Annotated in this window: 18 protein-coding genes and 1 riboswitch; of the genes, 11 read left to right on the forward strand and 7 right to left on the reverse strand. The window is 40.6% G+C overall.

Annotation, left to right across the window (positions count from 1 at the left end; translation table 11 throughout):
- Entirely contained in the window at positions 1 to 1446 is a 1446-nt protein-coding gene (locus PTI45_RS05500) for a DEAD/DEAH box helicase (RefSeq protein WP_069326535.1), read from the forward strand.
- Between the two features lie 514 nt (positions 1447 to 1960).
- Positions 1961 to 3055: a metallophosphoesterase gene (locus PTI45_RS05505; RefSeq protein WP_083243366.1), complete on the forward strand. Its 1095-nt coding sequence runs from the start codon at positions 1961 to 1963 to the stop codon at positions 3053 to 3055.
- A gap of 148 nt (positions 3056 to 3203) precedes the next feature.
- On the opposite strand, the gene PTI45_RS05510 is transcribed toward PTI45_RS05505, so the two are convergent.
- The 5 genes from PTI45_RS05510 to PTI45_RS05530 form a co-directional block, all read right to left on the reverse strand.
- Positions 3204 to 5096, reverse strand: a complete 1893-nt coding sequence (locus PTI45_RS05510; RefSeq protein ID WP_069326536.1) for an FtsX-like permease family protein — start codon at positions 5094 to 5096, stop codon at positions 3204 to 3206.
- Entirely contained in the window at positions 5071 to 5835 is a 765-nt protein-coding gene (locus PTI45_RS05515) for an ABC transporter ATP-binding protein (protein ID WP_069326537.1), read from the reverse strand. The genes PTI45_RS05510 and PTI45_RS05515 overlap by 26 nt, the downstream gene beginning before the upstream one ends.
- Before the next feature lie 100 nt (positions 5836 to 5935).
- The gene (locus tag PTI45_RS05520) at positions 5936 to 6931 is read right to left on the reverse strand and encodes a sensor histidine kinase (RefSeq protein ID WP_069326538.1); all 996 of its coding nucleotides are present in this window, start codon (positions 6929 to 6931) and stop codon (positions 5936 to 5938) included.
- The gene (locus tag PTI45_RS05525; protein ID WP_069326539.1) at positions 6928 to 7635 is read right to left on the reverse strand and encodes a response regulator transcription factor; all 708 of its coding nucleotides are present in this window, start codon (positions 7633 to 7635) and stop codon (positions 6928 to 6930) included. The genes PTI45_RS05520 and PTI45_RS05525 overlap by 4 nt, the downstream gene beginning before the upstream one ends.
- A gap of 144 nt (positions 7636 to 7779) precedes the next feature.
- Positions 7780 to 8148 (reverse strand): YxeA family protein, encoded by a 369-nt coding sequence (locus tag PTI45_RS05530; protein ID WP_069326540.1) that lies wholly within the window; start codon positions 8146 to 8148, stop codon positions 7780 to 7782.
- A gap of 221 nt (positions 8149 to 8369) precedes the next feature.
- On the opposite strand from PTI45_RS05530, the gene PTI45_RS05535 reads away from it, so the two are divergent.
- The 7 genes from PTI45_RS05535 (at position 8370) to PTI45_RS05570 (ending at position 15724) form a co-directional block, all read left to right on the forward strand.
- Positions 8370 to 9362: a YdcF family protein gene (locus PTI45_RS05535; protein ID WP_245703429.1), complete on the forward strand. Its 993-nt coding sequence runs from the start codon at positions 8370 to 8372 to the stop codon at positions 9360 to 9362.
- 117 nt (positions 9363 to 9479) lie between these two features.
- Positions 9480 to 10226 (forward strand): dihydroorotate dehydrogenase electron transfer subunit, encoded by a 747-nt coding sequence (locus PTI45_RS05540; RefSeq protein WP_069326542.1) that lies wholly within the window; start codon positions 9480 to 9482, stop codon positions 10224 to 10226.
- Positions 10207 to 11139 carry a dihydroorotate dehydrogenase gene (locus tag PTI45_RS05545; protein ID WP_069326543.1) on the forward strand — a complete coding sequence of 311 codons (933 nt, stop codon included), beginning with the start codon at positions 10207 to 10209 and terminating at the stop codon, positions 11137 to 11139. The genes PTI45_RS05540 and PTI45_RS05545 overlap by 20 nt, the downstream gene beginning before the upstream one ends.
- Positions 11140 to 11713: 574 nt before the next feature.
- Positions 11714 to 11817, forward strand: a riboswitch (purine riboswitch).
- A 182-nt stretch (positions 11818 to 11999) separates the two neighbouring features.
- Positions 12000 to 12632: a xanthine phosphoribosyltransferase gene (locus tag PTI45_RS05555; RefSeq protein WP_069326545.1), complete on the forward strand. Its 633-nt coding sequence runs from the start codon at positions 12000 to 12002 to the stop codon at positions 12630 to 12632.
- Positions 12626 to 13987 carry a nucleobase:cation symporter-2 family protein gene (locus PTI45_RS05560; protein WP_069326546.1) on the forward strand — a complete coding sequence of 454 codons (1362 nt, stop codon included), beginning with the start codon at positions 12626 to 12628 and terminating at the stop codon, positions 13985 to 13987. Before PTI45_RS05555 ends, PTI45_RS05560 begins: the two co-directional genes overlap by 7 nt.
- Positions 13988 to 14161: 174 nt before the next feature.
- Positions 14162 to 15094, forward strand: coding sequence for a helix-turn-helix transcriptional regulator (locus PTI45_RS05565; protein ID WP_069326547.1), 933 nt, complete (start codon positions 14162 to 14164; stop codon positions 15092 to 15094).
- Between the two features lie 84 nt (positions 15095 to 15178).
- The gene (locus PTI45_RS05570; RefSeq protein ID WP_069326548.1) at positions 15179 to 15724 is read left to right on the forward strand and encodes a DinB family protein; all 546 of its coding nucleotides are present in this window, start codon (positions 15179 to 15181) and stop codon (positions 15722 to 15724) included.
- Positions 15725 to 15766: 42 nt separating this feature from the next.
- On the opposite strand, the gene PTI45_RS05575 is transcribed toward PTI45_RS05570, so the two are convergent.
- Both PTI45_RS05575 and PTI45_RS05580 read right to left on the reverse strand, forming a co-directional pair.
- Positions 15767 to 16732, reverse strand: coding sequence for a serine hydrolase domain-containing protein (locus PTI45_RS05575; RefSeq protein WP_069326549.1), 966 nt, complete (start codon positions 16730 to 16732; stop codon positions 15767 to 15769).
- Between the two features lie 166 nt (positions 16733 to 16898).
- Complete coding sequence (locus PTI45_RS05580) at positions 16899 to 18029, reverse strand: glycoside hydrolase family 88/105 protein (protein WP_069326550.1); 1131 nt, start codon at positions 18027 to 18029, stop codon at positions 16899 to 16901.
- Positions 18030 to 18411: 382 nt separating this feature from the next.
- Between PTI45_RS05580 and mmuM the strand changes: the two genes are divergently transcribed.
- On the forward strand, positions 18412 to 19404 hold the full coding sequence (gene mmuM, locus PTI45_RS05585) for a homocysteine S-methyltransferase (protein ID WP_069326551.1): 993 nt from the start codon (positions 18412 to 18414) through the stop codon (positions 19402 to 19404).
- Positions 19405 to 19497: 93 nt separating this feature from the next.
- Positions 19498 to 20913 (forward strand): amino acid permease, encoded by a 1416-nt coding sequence (locus PTI45_RS05590; protein ID WP_069326552.1) that lies wholly within the window; start codon positions 19498 to 19500, stop codon positions 20911 to 20913.
- Positions 20914 to 20943 lie beyond the last annotated feature (30 nt).

Here is a 20943-nt window from a genome sequence, read left to right on the forward strand (position 1 = left end):
ATGAGTCAGTCTAATTTTCAAGAGTATGAATTAAGTGAAGATATTTTAAAAGCATTACAACAACTGGGCTATACACAGCCTACTGAAGTACAGCAAAAAGTCATTCCAGTTGCACTAGAGCGTCAAGATCTTGTCGTGAAATCGCAAACCGGTAGTGGTAAAACGGCTGCCTTCGGGATTCCATTGTGTGAGCTAGTGGATTGGAACGAAAATAAACCACAAGCGTTAGTCTTAACCCCTACACGCGAGCTTGCTGCACAGGTGAAAGAAGATATTACAAATATCGGGCGCTTTAAGCGAATCAAAGCGACAGCCGTTTATGGAAAACAACCTTATGCGAAGCAAACACTTGAATTAAAACAGAAAAGTCATGTGGTTGTCGGTACACCTGGACGTGTATTGGATCATATTCAGCGGGGCACACTGGCTTTGGACAAAATAGAATTCCTCATTATCGATGAAGCCGATGAAATGCTAAATATGGGCTTTATTGAACAGGTTGAAAATATTATCAAAGCATTGCCTAAAGATCGGACGACGTTATTGTTCTCTGCAACATTACCACAAGATATCGAACGTCTATGTCACCGTCATATGCGTCAGCCTGAGCATATTGAGATTCAAGCGACAGGGCTTACGACAGCAACGATTGAACATGCGTTATATGAAGTAAAAGATGCAGATAAATTCACATTATTGCAAGATATTACAGTCGTTGAAAATCCAGATAGCTGTATTATTTTCTGTCGTACACAGGATAACGTGAATATGGTAAGTGAGCGGTTAACCGCTAATGATTACACATGTGCTAAGATTCATGGCGGAATGCTGCAAGAAGATCGCTTTGCTGTGATGGAAGATTTCAAACGTGGACAATTCCGTTATCTGGTAGCAACTGATGTGGCTGCTCGCGGGATTGATATCGACAATATTACACATGTGATCAACTATGATCTACCGCTGGAAAAAGAAAGCTATGTGCATCGTACAGGACGAACAGGACGTGCAGGTAAAAGCGGTCTAGCGATCACTTTTGTGACTCCGTTTGAAGATAAATTTTTGCGTGAAATTCAAGATTATATTGGATTTGCCATTCCGCATAAAGAAGCTCCTGATGCGGTAGAAGTGGATCGTGCGCGTGAAGCTTTTGAAGGTAAAATGGGGATTCGTGCAGAACGTAAACCTGCCAAAAGTGAGCAGTTGAACAAAGAAATTATGAAATTGTACTTTAATGGTGGCAAAAAGAAAAAACTACGTGCTGTCGATTTCGTAGGGACAATTGCTCGTATCGAAGGCGTAACCGCTGAAGATATTGGAATTATTACGATTCAAGATAATGTGACGTATGTTGAGATTCTGAACGGTAAAGGTCCTCATGTCTTGAAAGTAATGAAGGATACCACTGTCAAAGGTAAACTACTCAAAGTGCATAAAGCGTTGAAATAAAGTTGAAAAAAAGAGCCTATCACTATTGATAGGCTCTTACTTATTTCTATACCTTGTTCAATTCCTTTTTGAAAACCAGCTTCAACACCACGGCGTTCGCCTTCTGCCATTGCAGAATCGACAAGTGAAGCTTCATCATGCAAAAATTTCTGGCGGCTTCATAGCGCACACGAGCTTCACGATCCTAACTTAGAAATTCCAGAGTAGTCATCTGCTCTAACTTGAGTAGTTCAAGAGGACCAAGTAGTTCAGACACAGGATAGTAACCTCCGATAGCTAAGTAAGTAGTAGAAATGCAGTCTATATTAGTATGCAATTACGTATATTATAGCGTAATTAAGTTATAAAATAAATCTTTTTTTACTGCAATAAATTCGTATTTACGTATTTTTATAATCAAGAAATAAATTATACTTTTATCATTTGGTACATGATTGTATATCGTATATACTTATATAGAGATAGTAACAAGCAAAAAGTAATCATTATAAAATAGAGACAGGAGTCAACCTATTTGTTAATCGGAATCATTGTTTTTGTTGTGTATAATCTGATCTTGCTGTATATGGGATGGAATGGTTGGGTATGGTTTGGACAGGTGTTACCAGATCATCATTTTGTAAGATATATCTTTGTTGTGGTGCTGCTTATTTTAGCTTATTCATTCTTCTTGAACTTCTGGGTACGTGAAAGTATCACCATTAAGTTAATAAGTGCCGTCTGGTTTATGATGTTATACATTTTGATATTGTGGCTACCCGTAATGAACTTAGGAGTATTGATAACTCGTTTTACACCCTTATCTCAACATCTAGTCATTGTATGGGCGGGATGGAGCACATTGCTTGTGTTTGTGATTGTAGCGACTATCGGAATGTTTAATGCTTATAGTCCTGTCGTACGTAACTATGATATTCAGATCGATAAGCCGGTCACAGGCAAGTCAGACATGAAAGTCATTGTGGTATCCGATACCCATTTCGGTGTACTATCCAATGAATCTCATGCGAGACGAATGGTAAAAATGATCAACGAATTAAAGCCGGATCTGGTATTATTCCCGGGCGATGTGATCGACGATAATTTACCGTACTTTGTCAAAACCGATATTCCGAATATTCTTAAAGGGATCGAAGCCCCTGTATACACGTCTCTTGGGAATCATGATCGTTTTGAAAAAGGGATCAATCTGATTCAAGTATTAGATGATAGTGATCTGAATATCCTCTATGATGAATCGATTGTGTTAGATAATGGCATTACACTGGTGGGTCGTCAAGATTATAGTGATCGTCCACGCGCCGAATTAGCGAAATTGCTAGAATCGGTCGATCATTCGAAGCCGATTATTGTGATGGATCATCAACCATATGAACTGGATGCTGAGCAGAAATTAGGAACCGATCTAGTCGTCTCCGGTCATACCCATCGTGGACAGGTCGCTCCAGCACAGTTGATTACAAATCGTATCTATGAGAACGATTGGGGCTATTTGCAAAAAGGGCAACTTCATTCGATTGTATCGTCAGGATATGGATTCTGGGGAACACCGATGCGAATAGGCACACGTTCAGAGATCGTCGAAATTGATATTCATTTCCAAAAATAAAATCAGATCCGATACAGCACTTGATTAACATCATGCTGTACGTATCCTATGTAGTGACAATATACGTAAAAAGCTTCCTGATGACACGCCAGCGAATGGTGGTGAACAGGAAGCTTTTTTTGTTATGTTATAGCATGTATTTTAACATCTAGCGCAAAGCCGATTTCACTTGTCCGATATAAAAGTGACGTACAATAAAGAAGTAAACCATTTGTATAAGTAAGAAAATACCTAGTACAATACTGGATTCTTTGAGCAAGGAATAGTGGAACATATTCGATAATGTAGTCAAAGCAACCGCTCCATGAATCAAAGCAACCGCAATCGGAGCGAAAAACAGTAAGGCAATCTGCCAGTTTAACACTTTAGTTAGTTCTTTGGTGGTTAGCCCTAATTTAGAAATCGCTTTGAACTTCTGCTTATCTTCTTCTAGATCACTGTATAGACGGAAGTATAAGAAGCTACCTGCGGAGACAAAAAATACAATACCGATAAATAAACTCATAAAGAGTGGTAAGCCAAATTGTTGCTTCTGGCTATATACTTCATACTCTTTAGCAAAGAAGACATAATGGGCTTGATAAGGCTTGACCGACTGTTGAATGTCTTGCGCTAATTGAATAGCCGTAGACGAATCCATTTTTCCATTCCACACATCAATTTGGTCAGTTGTCGTCGGGTGTTGTAGTTTTTGATAAAATATATTAGGGACGACGAGATACTCACTTAGCGCGGGTATAACTTGAGATAAAGTCGCTTGAGAAGCGGTCTGAATCGAAAGCCCTTTTTCTAAAGTGATGTTTTTGTTGATCAGTTCATCGTTAAAACGATTGCCAATCGTTGATGTTGTTCGAATAGCCGTTTGTTGATCAGTCAATGTTATTGTAGGCTCTCCTAACAAAGTAGCAAAGGCATTATAATCGGACAGACGAATAATACTGACTGGATCCGCAGACTCAGAAATTTTATAACGTAATACGTGTAATGTAGCAGGGGTTAAATCTATCGCATGTGTATTCAATGTATCGTTAATATACTGAAGATGTTGTGCTCGCGCAGTATCTTTGGCTGTCGAGAAATACGTTATTGGATAAGTGCTATACGATGTGGTATTAGCGATCAACACCGATTGAATACCATATAACGAGCCAATCGCGCAGAATGAGACGGTCGATATAATAGCGACAAGGAAAAATGTACGAGCATTATCTTTCATCCGATAAGCAAGATCGGAAAGGAGTAACATATTCGTTTTGTACCAGAAAAAAGATTTGCGTTCTTTAAGGCGATGAATTATATATACGCTCAATTGTGTGAATAACAGATACGTTCCGATACTCACCATAATGATAATAGGCACTAATAAATAAATCGCCTGATCACCTGAAGCACGTAGCGAGATCAAGTAACTACTTCCAATCAGCAGTATGACAATAAGTGATAACCAGATCGATGCTTTAGGTTCTCCTTTAGAGGTCTTATTGCTTTTGATCAGCGTAATTAATGTACGATTACGTAGGATAGCTGTAATAAATAAGCAGATCAACACAAACAGAATCATAAATGAAATAAACGTGATAATAATTGCCTGTATAGGAAAGTAAAAAGACAGTGTTTCTTCCAGTACAAGCATCCGTTCACCGATTAACAAAATCACTTTGGCGAACACAAGCCCCAGTCCAATTCCACCTAACGTAGCGGCAAATCCAATAATCATATTTTCCAAAAAAACCATCTGGCGTAATTGCCCTGTAGACATCCCTTGCATCATCAATAATCCAAATTCTTTTTGCCGTGATCGTAAAAAAGAACTCATCGAATAAAGTACAAAAAAGAATGAGAATACATAGATCACCCATTTGGCGGCAGATAATCCAGCAGCGGCATTTTGACTCAGTCCATTACCGTTTAACGCAGGATGATACGCAAAGATCGAAAAGGTGAAAAAGACCATAACGGTAAACATACTGCTTAGAAAATAAGCGGCATACAAGCGCTTATTACGGGCGACATTATTATACGCGAATTGACGAAATGTCATTGGCGTGACCCCCTAGCAGCGACAAGGTATCAATAATCTTTTGGAAAAATGTCTGACGATGTTCGCCACGATGAATCTCGCTATAGAACTTACCATCTCGTATAAAAATAACACGCTGACAATAACTAGCTGCTAATGGATCATGAGTCACCAGCATCATCGTTGTCTGTTGTTCTTGATTGATCTTTTCCAGTAGTTCCATAACATCACGAGCAGACTTGGAATCCAGATTTCCTGTAGGTTCATCAGCTAGTAAAAGATGGGGAGCATGAATCATCGCGCGCGCAATAGCCGCACGTTGAGCTTGTCCGCCCGAGATTTCATAGGTGCGTTTATTCATAATCGCAGAGATGCCTAATTGTTCGGCGATGATGGCTGCTTTGGATTTCATTTCGCTAACTTTAGCGCCATCGAGTGTAAGAGGTAGAACAATATTTTCTTCGACCGTTAACGTATGCAGTAGATTGAAGTCTTGAAATACAAATCCTAATTCCCGTCTTCTAAACTTCGCAAGTTCATTTTTATTCAATTGATTAATATTACGATCATGGATCAAAATCTCGCCGGTTGTTGGTTCGTCGATGGTAGCAATCATATTCAGTAGGGTCGTTTTGCCACTTCCTGATGGACCCATGATTCCGACAAATTCACCATCTTCTATCGTAAATTGAATATTAGAGAGCGCCTGATACGCTATTTTACCTTCATAGATCTTGCTAACCTGATTGACTTGTAGCATGTCATTTCCTCCTTGGTGATTGATTACATAAGTTCAGTATAGATAGAACTTGGAAGAGGAACTATCGATTTCTCTTTCAATCACCTTACAGCGGTGTAAGCTAGTGTTTACGTTGATACGATGGGAAAATAATACGTACAGTCGTACCTGCATCTACCGTCGATTCTAGCTCTAACTGATGATCCAGACGCTGAGCGGCTTCACGAGTTAGATATAACCCCATCCCTGTAGATTCACGAAAACGCCGTCCATTTTCGCCAGTGAAAAAAGGTTCGAAAACGCGCTTGATATCAGAAGCAGGAATGCCTACACCCTGATCTTTCACTTCTATAACCGCTTGCTGATGACGAATATATGAAGAAATCATCACTTTATGATGAGTATGTGCAGAATATTTGACAGCGTTAATCACCAGTTGAGACAACATAAAAAATAGCCATTTCTGATCAGACTCTGTCCATAAATCACCATCTTTGATCTGTACATCAGGATACACTTGATTGCGAATAAATAGACGCTTGTGTTCTTGTACCACTTCGCGAATCACTTCAGATAAAGAGATCATACGAATATGAAAATCCTGTTCAAATGTCCGCAATCTCGCCATATACAAAATCGTATTCAACCCTGAACTCATCCGTTCTAATTCTTCACGAATACTAGCAAATTCAGGTTCATCAATATCCTGTACGGTCAGTTCGATCACTGACAAAGGCGTTTTCATCTGATGTACCCATTGGTTCATAAAGGTGAGATGTTGTTGCTGTTGCTGTTGAATCGTAGCAAGCTGTTGTTGATAATACCGATATTGCTGGCGTAACAACTGCTCTAACGCTTCTGCCACAGGAGCTTGATCCAATCGCTGTATCGAGTCATCTAACGATAGCAAAGGTTCTTGTAAGCGGCGGTAATACTGACGACGACTATAATACTGATATCCTAAATACCCACTTAACAAAAATAAGCCCAACATAATCGAATATAGTGCAGGCCCTGTATGTCGATATCCATCCAACCAATAAATGCCCATCACCGCACTAAATTGAATGATTTGAATAATGATCAGTAGCAGATGTTCTTTGAGAAAAAGCTTCATAATGAACTATCCTTATTCCAGGTGACATGGAGACGATACCCGATTCCTCGCACCGTTTCTAAAGCATCGATGAGTCCGAGGTCTAGAAACTTTTTGCGTACACGGGTGATATTGACGTTAAGTGTATTTTCATCGACATACGTCTGATCATCCCATAGCTTTTCAAGTAATGCTTCCCGGCTGGCTACCCGTGGATGTCGTTCGATCAGACTTTCGATAATATCAGCTTCCTTTTTCGTTAATAAGACGCTTTGATTGTTGTAATGAAGTTCAAGCCGTTCAGGATACAAGGATAGACCTTCTTTGTGCCAAATCAATTCTTCATGTTTGGATGCATATTCACCATAAGCACGCCGTAAATGACTGCGAATTTTCGCCATAACGATACCATAATCAAATGGTTTGGTAATATAGTCATCGGCTCCATTTTCAAGCGCCATAATCTGATCCATCTCACCTGCACGTGCAGAGATAAAGATCACCGGACAGATCGAATGTGCACGAATCTGTCTACACCAGTAATACCCATCATAACTGGGAAGATTCACATCCAGCAGAACCAGATCAGGTTGCTCTTGTTGAAATTGTTGTAGCACATGTTCGAAGTCTGTGGTTACAATAACATGGTAGCCATATTTCACAATATACGATTGTAATAGCTCGGCAATCTTACGATCATCTTCCACGATCAAAATGGTCTGCATATTTATTCGCTCCTTACATCAATGTTCTTATTCATCTTTGACATGAGAAAGAACTCTATTCTGTTCCATGTTATCGTAAATAGAAGCAGAAAGAGAGACCTTTTTTGGTGATACCTTGCATTTCAATAGAAGCTATTTGAAAGGTTAACGATGCAAATGTTGCTGTGCTAAATCGGGAATCTGCGGATAAGCTATTTCCTGATAAGAGAGCACTTCGTTATTTTTGAGGATCAATTGTAGATAAGCACCTTCCCGTAATGGATGTATACCGGAAAATGTAATCGTTTGAGCGTTTCCTTTGTTATCCCATGCGGGTAATGTGTATTCGACAGTACTGTCTGATGAAGAATATTGGGTAGATGATGAATGATGAACCTGTACATAATAATGCTGCTTGGGTATCCACGGATTAAGCTTAGCAAGATCCCGTTCAGATAATTGACTAACCAGTGTACTCACAAGCAATATAAAGATCGTAAGTACAAATAGTAAAAGCTTGGTTCCGTTACGCATAGTGATTTTTCCTTTCGTATAGCAATACTACCGTTCACTTTACGCTTAACAGATAAGTGACACTATCGATTTGCCTTACGTCTATCTTACAATGTTGTAAGTTGATGTATAACTTGAACTCGATATGCTAAAAAAGAAAAAGGACGACCAGAAACGGAACATAGACAACAGGAGGAAGATACGTGATTTATATATACAGTTTGACTGTTTTTTTTCTTATCTTGTTCGTTATCAATTACGCAATCGATCAGCGGCGGGTACGAAATGGAGTCTTTCTGACGATAGGAATATTGCTACTTTTATTCAGTTCAATTGTGTATGCAATTAGTAATCTGGATGGCGTTATTCCCTATATCGGTCTGCTATTAGTGCTTATTTTGCTACTACTTTCGCCTGTGATGTTGTTAGTGATTGGAATAGCACTGATCTACAATGGACGAACGCTATTATCCAAAGAAGGCTGGAAATTACCTAACTTGCTATCTTTGCTTGCGGGGATTGGTATTGCCACTTTGCCAGTGATTACTTTTCTTATGCCTTCAGTCGGTATTTTGCAACCATTTATTATTTTTATCCAATTGTGTTTTGTTTATTATGGGTTTTTGTTTATCTGTTATCTTGCCTCTTCGACATTGTACAACCTCAATCGAGTGAAGCTTCGTCAAGAATTTATGATCATTTTAGGAAGTGGATTAATCAAAGATCGTGTTCCTCCTTTATTAGCGAGTCGTATTGATCGTGCGATTGCTTTTTATGATCGTCAACGCAAAATACATACACCGCCTCTATTTGTTGCTTCTGGTGGACAAGGTAGTGATGAGACGGTTGCTGAAGCTGAAGCGATACGTGACTATCTATTGTCCAAAGGTATCCCCAATGACCATATTATTGTCGAAAATCAATCGGTCAATACGCTACAAAATATGCAATTTTCCAAACAAAAAATGGATGAACGCATGGCAGGAAAACCATATTCCTGTGTTTTTGTGACGAACAATTTCCATTTATTCCGTGCTGGTATCTATGCACGAGAAGCAGGAATCAACGGTGATGGTGTCGGCTCACGTACTGCTTTTTATTATTTGCCGAATGCATTTATCCGTGAATATATAGCTATTCTAGTGATGTACAAAAAAGTCCATGTGATGATGACCGCATTGATTTTACTAACGGTTGTGGGGCTGAGTCTGTTCAATATCAATCTGGTACGTTAAAAAGATCTAGATTCAAAAAAGAACTAAATGTAAAAAATCAAAAGACTGTGAAAATAGTTACAACCCAATACTACACTTCCCTGTAAGATAGTGAACGGTGAAAAGGGGGAAGTGTGTATGGCGAATATTATATCGAATATACAAGTAGCTCCAAGCGTGTATGTGATCAAGGTAGCAGGGCAATGGGCAGGAGCCATGGGGCAATTTTATATGGTTCGACCTTGTGCTATGCAAGGGATAGCGCTGACCGATCCTTTGTTATCTCGCCCACTAAGTATTCACGATCAAGGCGATGATTATATCGCTTTTTTGTATAGAGTGACAGGTAGAGGAACCACGTTACTTGCGAATGTACAAGCAGGGCAAGAGATTCAACTGTCCGGCCCTTTTGGAAATGGATTCCCGATCGTAGATGAGCATGAATCGGTTGCTCTCGTTGGTGGCGGAATGGGTGTAGCGCCACTACTATTAGCCGCCAAGCATTACTATCAAGCAGAGATCTATTTAGGATTTAATCATCAGTCTTTTGCAGTTGAATCGTTCGAGCAGATCGTAGATAGAGCCGATCAGATTCATATCACTCAAGGACAATACCATCAGATAACCGATATCATTGATCCTACATTGTATTCAGTGATTATGGCATGTGGCCCTGCGGGAATGTTACAAGCATTGGCGGAGAAAATAAAAGCAATGCGTGCTTCCACATTACTCTATATCTCGACTGAGAAAAGAATGGCATGTGGCATCGGCGCTTGTCTGACATGCTCCATCCAGACGGTTCATGGGAATCGGCGTGTCTGTAAAGAAGGCCCTGTATTTACAGCCGAGGAGGTGAATTGGAATGACCTCTCTCATATGTAATCTAGCAGGTGTTGCTTTACGTAATCCGATTATTATGGCATCGGGAACTTTTGGATTTGGACGAGAATACGGTGAACTTTACGATCTCAGTATACTTGGCGGTATAGCCAGCAAAGGTCTGACGTTACATCCACGTTCAGGCAATACCGGTTGTCGGGTACAAGAGACACCTTCAGGCATGATGAACAGTGTCGGTCTAGAGAATCCAGGAGTCGCTTCTTTTTTGGAAAATGAATTAGATCAACTGGTAGCCAGCAATACAGCTGTGATTGCCAATTTGGGTGGAGCGAATCTGGAAGAATACGTAAATGGTGCGGCGCAGATCAGCGAAGCTTGTGACTTACGTCAACGTCAGGGACAACAAGCCGTCGATCTTTTAGAACTAAATATCTCATGCCCTAATGTCAAAGAAGGGGGTATTCAATTCGGAGTAGATACCGAAGTGGCTCGCCAGATTGTGCGAGAAGTCAGACAGGTTACTTCTATTCCATTAATGGTCAAATTATCGCCCAATGCACAGGATATTGTAGCGATGGCGCATATGTGTGAGCAAGAAGGTGCGGATGCGGTATCACTCGTAAATACCTTTTCGGCGATGAAGATTGATATTTATCAGCGGCGTAGTGCTTTTCAGAATAGCTATGCGGGTCTATCTGGCCCTGCGATCAAGCCGATTGCTTTGCGGATGGTGCATCAAGTCTCCCATGCTGTATCGATTCCAGTCGTAGGGATGGGCGGTATTAGCTCTGTAGAAGATATCGTTGAATACATTATGGCTGGAGCGGAAGCTGTGCAGATCGGGACGTATAATTTTGTGAATTTGCATGCAGGTGAAGAGTTAGTCGCAGGTCTTACCGCTTGGATGGAAAAAGAAAAGGTGCAATCGCTAGATGAGATTCGTGGAATAGTGTGATACTGTTTAGAAGTATTTTATAACTATAGTATTACAATTTACGATGTAGGAGGAGAGCAAATTGATATACATTTATTATATTTGGATGATGGCATCTGCTATTCTTTCTTCCTACGGAGTAATCGTGTATTGGCCAAGTAGTTCTTTGTCAAATGAGTTCTTATTATTTTATGATCTCGCCATATTGATTATATTTATGCCTGCTTTCTATATTTTATTTTTCTCTACGTTATTACAAGTTATTTTATATTTCAATTCGCATCCCAAAAGAGTGAGAATGTATATGGGTAGTGTATATATCCTTAATTTTGTAGTATTGATGATCATTTTAGGATACAAAGAATATGTGATTTCGGGTATATTTATTGTGTTTGTAGCTTCGACTATCGGGTTAGCTCATTTGTTTATCTCTGTTCTATTGAATCCTATATTGAAGCAGAAAATAATTTGAAAAAATGGTTTGTCGAAGTAGAATAGGTTATAAAAAAATGCCTTCTTATGAAAATATGAAAATTATTCTTGAAACGTTACATGAATACGTGTAGTATACATATATAATTTTATACAGATTGTGCGAGAAATCGGCAATCGACCTCATATAATATTGGGAATATGGCCCAAAAGTTTCTACCGGATCACCACTGTAATGATCTGACTATGAGTGAAGCATGTATTTGGCATTGCGATAACGTTCGCTTTGGATCAATACATTGTTATGCAGATCGTATTTTTATAATTGGACATGATGATTATAGATGATCGATACAGACAGACTTCACTTGAGAGCAATCACTCAAGGAGGTCTGTCTTTTTTTATTTCTACCTCAAATCGCATCGTTATTCTAAAGGAGAGAAACCATATGAAAGCATTACAAGAACGGATTCGTCAGGAAGGACAGATTTTGTCCGAAAAAGTATTGAAAGTGGACTCATTTCTTAACCATCAGGTAGATACAGCATTAGCTGTGGAGATCGGCAAAGAATTTGCACGGCTTTTCGCCCATGAGAAGATTACTAAAGTATTAACGATTGAAGCAAGCGGTATCCAATTTGCAATGGCAACAGGAATCGCTTTAGGTGTCCCTTTTGTATATGCCAAAAAGAAAAAAGCAATCACTCAAGGAGATGTGGTCTACGCGGCATCTGTACATTCTTTTACCAAGCAAGAAACGTATCAGGTCACGATTGTACAAAGTTATCTCAATAAAGAAGATCGCATCTTGATCGTTGATGATTTCTTAGCGACTGGAGCAGCACTAGTGGGCTTGGCTGATATCGTAGAAGCTTCAGGAGCGACACTGGTTGGTGTGGGTTGTGTGATTGAGAAGACGTTCCAGGAAGGACGAGGATTACTGGAAGAACGCCAGATTCCGATTCAATCGTTAGCACGTATTTCATCAATGTCTCCAGGGCATGTTGATTTTATTGATGAGACACCACTGGTACCTGATCTGGTAACAGTAGCCTCTAGAAATGAGGAGTCTTCATGTTAAGTAGACGCAAAATATTTACATTAGGTCTTCAGCATGTCATGGCGATGTATGCAGGAGCGATTGCTGTACCGCTTATTGTGGGTGGAGCACTTCATCTGACTGCGGAACAAATGGCGTATTTGATCGCCGCTGATTTATTTACCTGCGGTATTGCTACATTATTGCAAGTACTGGGTACACGTTATTTTGGTAGTGGATTACCTGTTGTATTAGGTTGTACATTTACCGCAGTAGGGCCGATTATTGCGATCGCTTCAACCTCGAATCTCGCCACCGCCTATGGAGCGATTATTTTATCTGGACTGTTTGTCGTCTTGATTGCTCCGCTGTATGGTCGATTGCTTCGCTTTTTCCCAAAAATCGTAACCGGTTCGGTAGTAACGATTATCGGATTGTCTTTGATTCCCGTTGCGATGAATAATGTAGCAGGCGGACAAGGAAGCAGTGATTTTGGGGCACCTCGCAATCTAATGCTAGCCCTGATAACGTTATTGGTGATTTTATTGGTGAATCGTTTGGCTAAAGGATTTTTACGCTCGATTTCGGTATTGGTTGGATTATTTGTTGGTACTGTGGTCGCTTACAGTATGGGTATGGTGCACTTTGGATCGGTAGGAGATGCATCTTGGGTGCGTGTTGCCCAACCTTTTTACTTTGGTACACCGGAATTTAGCTTAACGGCTATCGTCACGATGGTAATTGTTAATATTGTAAGTATGGTTGAATCAACAGGGGTGTATATTGCTGTCGGTAAAGCGATTGACCAGAAAGTCGAGCAAAAACAGATCGTCAATGGACTACGTTCTGAAGGTCTTGCGATTATGTTAGGCGGATTTTTCAATGCTTTCCCTTATACAGCATTCTCTCAAAATGTAGGTCTAATCTCGCTCACGAAAGTCAAAACACGTAATGTGATTTTTGCGGCATCCGGTATTATGATCGTACTTGGTTTATTGCCTAAATTAGCAGCACTCACGACGGTTATTCCAAATGCTGTATTAGGCGGAGCCATGATCGTGATGTTCGGATCGGTAGCGGCATCGGGGATCTCGATTCTGTCTGAAGTGAATCTGCGTAATGATCGTAATCTGATGATCGTGGCATGTAGTATTGCTGTCGGATTAGGTTCAGCAGTATTGCCAGATATGTTCGGACAACTGCCAAGCTTTGCACAGACATTATTGCAAAATGGAATCGTGACCGGTTCGATTACAGCAGTACTGCTAAATATTATTTTATCGCGCAAAGGCGAAATGTTCGACAACGCTGAGGAAGATGAATCGACCAGTGGAATGGCTTCAGATGCAGGAGATAGCACGCAGATAAAAACAGGAATCTCTTCACAAACCACCTAAACGATAAATGATAACAAGATATCAACCGTTACTGTGCAAAAGGCAGTAACGGTTTTTTGTTGTTGTTCGGTCATCGTTGAAAATACATAGGTTCTCAGCTAACAGTTGGTCAAAGCAAGCAAATACAGTATAGTATCTGTAGCCATTATATTGTGAGCGGATGAGGTGAAGCAGATGAATAAAACAGAACGCATGTTAGCGATTGTATTGGAGCTTCAGCGCAGATCATGGATACGTGCGGAAGATCTGGCAGCTACTTTTGAAATGAGTGTCCGAACGATCTATCGGGATATGCAAGCACTGAGTGAAGCGGGTGTGCCGTTGCTGGGATCTCCGGGACAAGGATACTCGTTAAGCGAAGGGTACTTTTTGCCACCGATTCACTTTACCGCAGAAGAAGCGGTCACATTATTGCTAGGTACCGATTTTGTAGAACAGCAATTCGGACAACATTATCGTCATAATGCAGAGTCTGCTCGTCGTAAGATCGAATCGATTTTACCAGAAAGAGTACGGGAACAATCAGACCCAATTCGTGAAGGAATTCGGTTATTAGCGCAACGTCAAACTTTATATACCGTCGATGATCGGCAATATGTAGAAGCGATAGGACAAGCGATCGTACAAAAGCGTAAGTTGCAGTTCGGATATAGCAAACCACATCAGCAGGTCATTACAAGAACCGTCTGTCCTTATGGATTAGCATTAAATATGAATCATTGGGTATTGGTAGCTTACTGTGAATTAAGGCAGGATATTCGCCATTTTCGGCTATCTCGTCTATCGAATTTGGTTGAATTAGATGAACATTTTGTGATGCCTGAAGATTTCAAATTGGCGGAATATCGACCACCAGATCATCGTCATATGGTCATACGTCTACAATTTGAATCTCATATGACAGAACGTATTCAGGAAGTCGGTCACTTTTATATGGAAACGATCGAACCGCAAGAGCAATATACTATAGTGACGATGCGTGTACGCCACTTTGAAGATGTGCTTTATTGGATATTAAGCTGGGGAGATTCGGTGACAGTGTTAGAACCTGAATCGCTGCGCCAACATATGATTGAAAAAATAAATAATATGCTAAAACGCTACTGACAATATGGTGTCAGTAGCGTTTTTGTATAGTAGATACAAATGAGTCGCTTAGATCAATCGCTAAGCGCACAAGGAGGATATTAGATGAACACCCAAACCATATTGCAACAATTTGAACAAGAGGTAGAGCGGTATATTCAAGCGTTGGAACCGTACAGTATCGAACAACTAACATTACAACCCGATCCACAGCAGTGGTCACTCGGGCAAATGTATAATCATTTGATACAATCTGCACAACGTATGCATCTGGCGAATATTGATACGTGTATCAAGCGTCAGCAAGCAGGAGAAGCCATCACAGAGACAACGTACAAAACACATGCAGGCGAACATATTATAGCAATGGGAAGCTTTCCACCGATTCGTGTTCAAGTGCCTGCTTCGCCTATGTACACACCTACACAACCGCATACCAAAGCTGAATTGCTAGAAGGATTAGAGCAAGTGCGATTACGCATGAGAGCAATAGAACCTTTGTTAGCGACAACCGATCCGCAGTATACAGTAGCTCATCCAAGATTCGGGCAATTAAATGCTACAGAATGGTTTGCGATTATTGAGATGCATTACCGTCATCACTGGCTTCAGAAAGATCGGTTAGATCAATTTCTGGGGATGACCGTGTAAGCAAACAATCTTATAGATGAATAGCAAAACAACACGACAGCATCAATTCGCAGTCGTGTTGTTTACATTTTCCAGCAAAGGCACTACAAAATCACGAAATACATCAAGCGGTGTGCGTTTGCGCTTGAAGCGGTCTGCGGATACGGTGACGACTAATTCATAAGAAGGAACAACGACAATATATTGTCCACCGAATCCTAAAGCATAATAATACGGAATATCGACTTTAGGCTGACTGTCCAGTGTAAAAGAAGAGTGCCACCAATGCCAACCATAATGAGCTTTTTGCGGACTATCTACAGCGATCAATGGGCTTGTAGCATGTTCGACCGTAGAAGACTGAATATATTGTTGATTGTCTATTTTGCCTTTATGCAAATACAATAGCCCAAATTGTAGCATAGCCGATGGAGGCAATTGCAATCCAAATCCACCTGTGTGTACACCTTGAGGATCAGTCTCCCAGACATATTGAGTAATACCCAGTGGTGTAAACAGATGCTGTTCAGCAAACGAAGCAACCGATTGACCGGAAGTCTGTGCCAGAATAGTCGCCAACAGTTGAGAACAACCGGAATTGTATTCCATCACAGTACCCGGCTCATGCACAAGTGGTTGAGAAAGCACAAAGTCGATCCAGTTGGACGTTTTGCTCATCGTGGGAAAAGAATGCTGTCCTCCAAATTCCGTCCAGTTGAACCCAGCAGACATCGTCAGTAACTGCTCAATCGTGATCTGAGCTTTACGTGGATCAGGGTCTGTATGCAGCTGTGGGAAAAAGGTAGAAATCGCTGTATCTGGAGCAGGCATAATCCCTTGGTCGATAGCGATACTGACCAAGCTAGAAAGAATACTTTTGGTACACGAATTGATTTTGAGTGGAATCTCTTTCTTGTCAGGTTCACGGTAGTAATCTAAAATCTGTACGCCATGTTGGACGATCAGACAACTATATAATTCACGCTCAACCAGTTGATTGACGAGCGGTGCAGTATCGATAAATGGCATAGAAAAGGACCCTCCTTTGAGATCATTGTTCTTCTCATCATAAAACAAAAATAAGCGTTGTGAAGCGATAACAGAATCGTTACGGCTTCACAACGCTTATTCTATCGTACTATTTGTTTATGAATACTCGAGTATACTTTATTAATTTTATCTGCTTAAATTCTATTTATTGAGCAGTTTTATTCAACAGCTCCGCTTCAGCCATTGCCAGAATAAAAGCACCGATTCCTTTCGGATCATTACAGATAATCGGTTCGCTAATATAGTAAGCATACGTACCGTCACGCTTATCTTTGCCACCTAGACCAGCCACCTGACAGGTTTTGTTGAGGTTAATCAGACCTTCTTCTGTAATCGTGATAAATTCCTCGATAATACCTTTGCGAATCTGCTCGGCTTTGACTTGATAGCGCTCGGGTAGATATCCTTTACGCAGACCTTTAGCAACGGCGTACAGAATCATACACGAAGCTGAAGCTTCTAGATAATTGCCTTTGGCATCAGGTAGATTCAGCACTTGATAAAAGACACTACTTGCCTGATCCTGCACCTTCATCAGTGCTTCCATCGTTTCGCTCAGCATCTGGATAATCGTTGCCCGATCTTCCTGATCTTCTGGCAAAATATCCAGTACATCCACCAGTGCCATCACAAACCAGCCCATCGAACGTCCCCAGAAGTTTTTGGATAGACCGGTTGTAGGATCACACCACGGTTGTTCCTTTTTCTCATCCCATGCGTGATAAAGCAGTCCTGTCTGCGCATCACGGGTATGCTGATAACATAATTTGAATTGTTGCGTAACATCGCTATAGTCTTTGATATCTGCAAATTCACGAATGTACTCCGCGTAAAAAGGAGCACCCATATACAGTCCATCTAACCAGATCTGGTAAGGATAAATTTGCTTATGCCAGAAAGCCCCTTCACTGGTACGAGGATGCTTCATTAACTGTTGACGTAGCAAATCAGCAGCTTGGCGATATCGCTCTTCTCCTGTTTCACGATAAAGAGGAAATAATAACTTTCCATTATTCACATGATCGATATTGTATTCATCTACACGATAACTGCGAATACCGCCTGATTCTTCAATAAAGAAATCCATATTAGTACGAATATAATCTAAGTATTTGCGATCTTGAGTCAATGCATAGACTAATTCCATGCCTTTGAAAATAACACCATTATCATATTCCCATTTATGCTTCAATTCAGGATTACGCTTTATTACGGAATCACTCATTTGTGCCGCCCAATTCTGGATCGTATCTACATCATATACTGTGCTTGTCATTCCATCATTCACCTCGATCATCAATTTGTGTTCTATACGGTTTCCATATCCATCTACAAGAGTATTCTCCGACAAAATGTTAACGTGAACAAAAATGATCTACAACCTTTTACTTCTTAAGGGAAAATATAATCGCTTTTTACTTGCTTCATATAAAGAACGATAAACATGTAGCTAACATTATTTTACATCATTTATGAAAAGGCTTACAACATTTTTTTACAGCAGATCTTTTTGAATTGGTATATGATATGTCTTTCAAATAGAAAACGAGCCTGATGCAAGGTGTATTTTGCGAATAAAGATGAAGGTTTACAAAGAGGATATAATCATCTAAAATACGTTCAGACTCATTCACATTACCGCATAAAAGGAGTAAAACATGAACCCTATACAATATATTTTGCAACACTTTCCGTTTATGGTGCTGGATGGAGCGATGGCAACCGAATTAGAACGCAGAGGTGCTGACCTCAATAATAGTCTGTGGTCGGCTCAATTATTACTGGAAAATCCGGAATGGATTGCTGATGTACATCGTGAATATTTTGAGGTAGGTGCTGACTGTGCGATCACAGCTAGCTATCAAGCTACGATTGAAGGTTTTGTCCAAAAAGGATTAACAGAACAAGAAGCTATTCATCTTATTCAACAATCGGTTCAGCTTGCAGTAGAAGCACGTGATCAATTCTGGGCACATTATGTACAGAAATATCGTACCGAGCAACCGATCGAAGGTTCAACAGATACGTTACAACCGACTGATGAATATGATCGTCCTAAGCCAATAGTTGCCGCTTCGGTAGGGCCTTATGGTGCTTTTCTAGCCGATGGTTCTGAATATCGAGGAGATTATGATCTGAATGAACAGCAATTAATTGATTTTCACCGTCCACGTATTCAGTTATTGATCGAAGCCGGTGCAGACATTCTAGCTTGCGAAACGATTCCGTGTCTGGTCGAAGCCCGTGCGATTGTCAAAGTATTGGAAGAGTTCCCGGGTTCGTATGCATGGATAAGCTTCAGTGCTAAAGACGGACAGCATATTAGTAGTGGCGAACCTATAGCTGACTGTGCGAAATGGTTACATGCTCATGAGCAAGTAGCAGCGATAGGAGTCAATTGTACAGCATTAGAATATATTCCTTCATTGATTCAGCAGATTGCGACAAGCACAGATAAGCCGATTGTGGTCTATCCGAATTCAGGTGAGCAGTATGATCCTGTAACCAAAACATGGCATGGTGCTTCTTGTGAGCAGAATTATGGACAACAAGCACAACAATGGTATGCCAAAGGCGCACGTCTAATCGGTGGTTGTTGTCGTACTACGCCGAATGATATTGCTCAAATTAAAGAAAGTATGTTGTATTAATTTATACTTATCTGTCAAAGGTTTGATATTTGGTCGCTATACCATTTCTCAATTGATCTCTATATAGATAAGGTGATGAAAGGTCGGGGTACGATGGCATTAGAGCAAGAGCGAGTGGAAGAAACAGGTACAGAAGAAGGTACATTTCAGCGCAAAATGAAAAGTCGCCACCTTGTGATGCTGTCATTAGGTGGAGTAATCGGAACAGGGTTATTTCTAAGTTCGGGTTATACGATTAACCAGGCAGGACCGCTAGGAACGATTCTTGCTTATCTAGTCGGCGCTGTCATCGTATATCTAGTGATGCTTTGTCTGGGAGAACTATCGGTACATATGCCTGTCACAGGAGCTTTTCATGCGTATGCCGCCAAGTTTATCGGACCGGGTACAGGTTATATGGTCGCATGGATGTACTGGTTAACATGGACAGTCGCACTGGGGTCTGAATTTACAGCAGCAGGGTTATTGATGCAACGCTGGTTCCCGGATACCTCGGTATGGATGTGGAGTGGTGTATTTGCACTGCTTGTGTTTTTATTAAATGCCTTTTCGGTACGCTTTTTTGCAGAAGCGGAATTCTGGTTTTCAGGTATCAAAGTAGCGATTATTTTACTGTTTATTATACTGGGCGGAGCCGCTGTTTTTGGAGTGATTCCGATGCGAGAAGCAGGCGCAAGTGCACCGCTATTCAGCAATTTCACCAGTGATGGAGGGCTTTTCCCGAATGGCATTTTGCCGATCTTTATGGCGATGTTATCCGTTAACTTTGCTTTTTCTGGTACTGAACTGATCGGGATAGCCGCAGGGGAAAGTGTAGACCCTGACAAAACGATTCCGCGTGCGATTAAAGCTACAGTAGGAAGATTGATTATCTTTTTTGTAGGAACGATTTTTGTATTATCAGCATTGATCCCGTGGAGAGATGCAGGAGTGATTGAGAGCCCATTTGTTATTGTATTTGATCGAATAGGGATTCCTTATGCGGCAGATATTATGAATTTTGTGATTATTACAGCGCTACTGTCTGCGGCTAATTCAGGATTATATGCTTCTTCACGGATGTTATGGTCATTATCCAAAGAAAAAATGTTACCTTCGTTATTCTCACGTCTCACTTCATCTGGGATTCCACTGAATGCGATGATTATTAGTATGGTGGGCGGTGGATTATCGCTGTTATCGAGTGTTGTCGCACCAGATACGATCTATATTTTCTTAGTTTCGGTATCCGGATTTGCTGTCGTGGTTGTCTGGATGGGGATTGCTGCTTCTCAATTCATGTTCCGTCGGCAATTTGTACGTGAAGGGCATCAGTTGAGTGAACTGAAATATCGGACACCGCTGTATCCGATTGTTCCGATTGCTGCTTTTGTGCTGTGTCTAGCTTCGTGTATTGGGATTGCATTTGACCCGAATCAAAGTCTTGCTTTTTATTGCGGAATTGCCTTTATGGTTCTGTGTTATGTAGCGTATTATATCCAGAATAGAAGAGGAAAAAAGGCAATTTGAGTGATATACTGAAAACAGAAAGCAAGGCTA

The sequence above is a fragment of the Paenibacillus nuruki genome (assembly GCF_001721045.1).
GTDB lineage: Bacteria > Bacillota > Bacilli > Paenibacillales > Paenibacillaceae > Saccharibacillus > Saccharibacillus nuruki.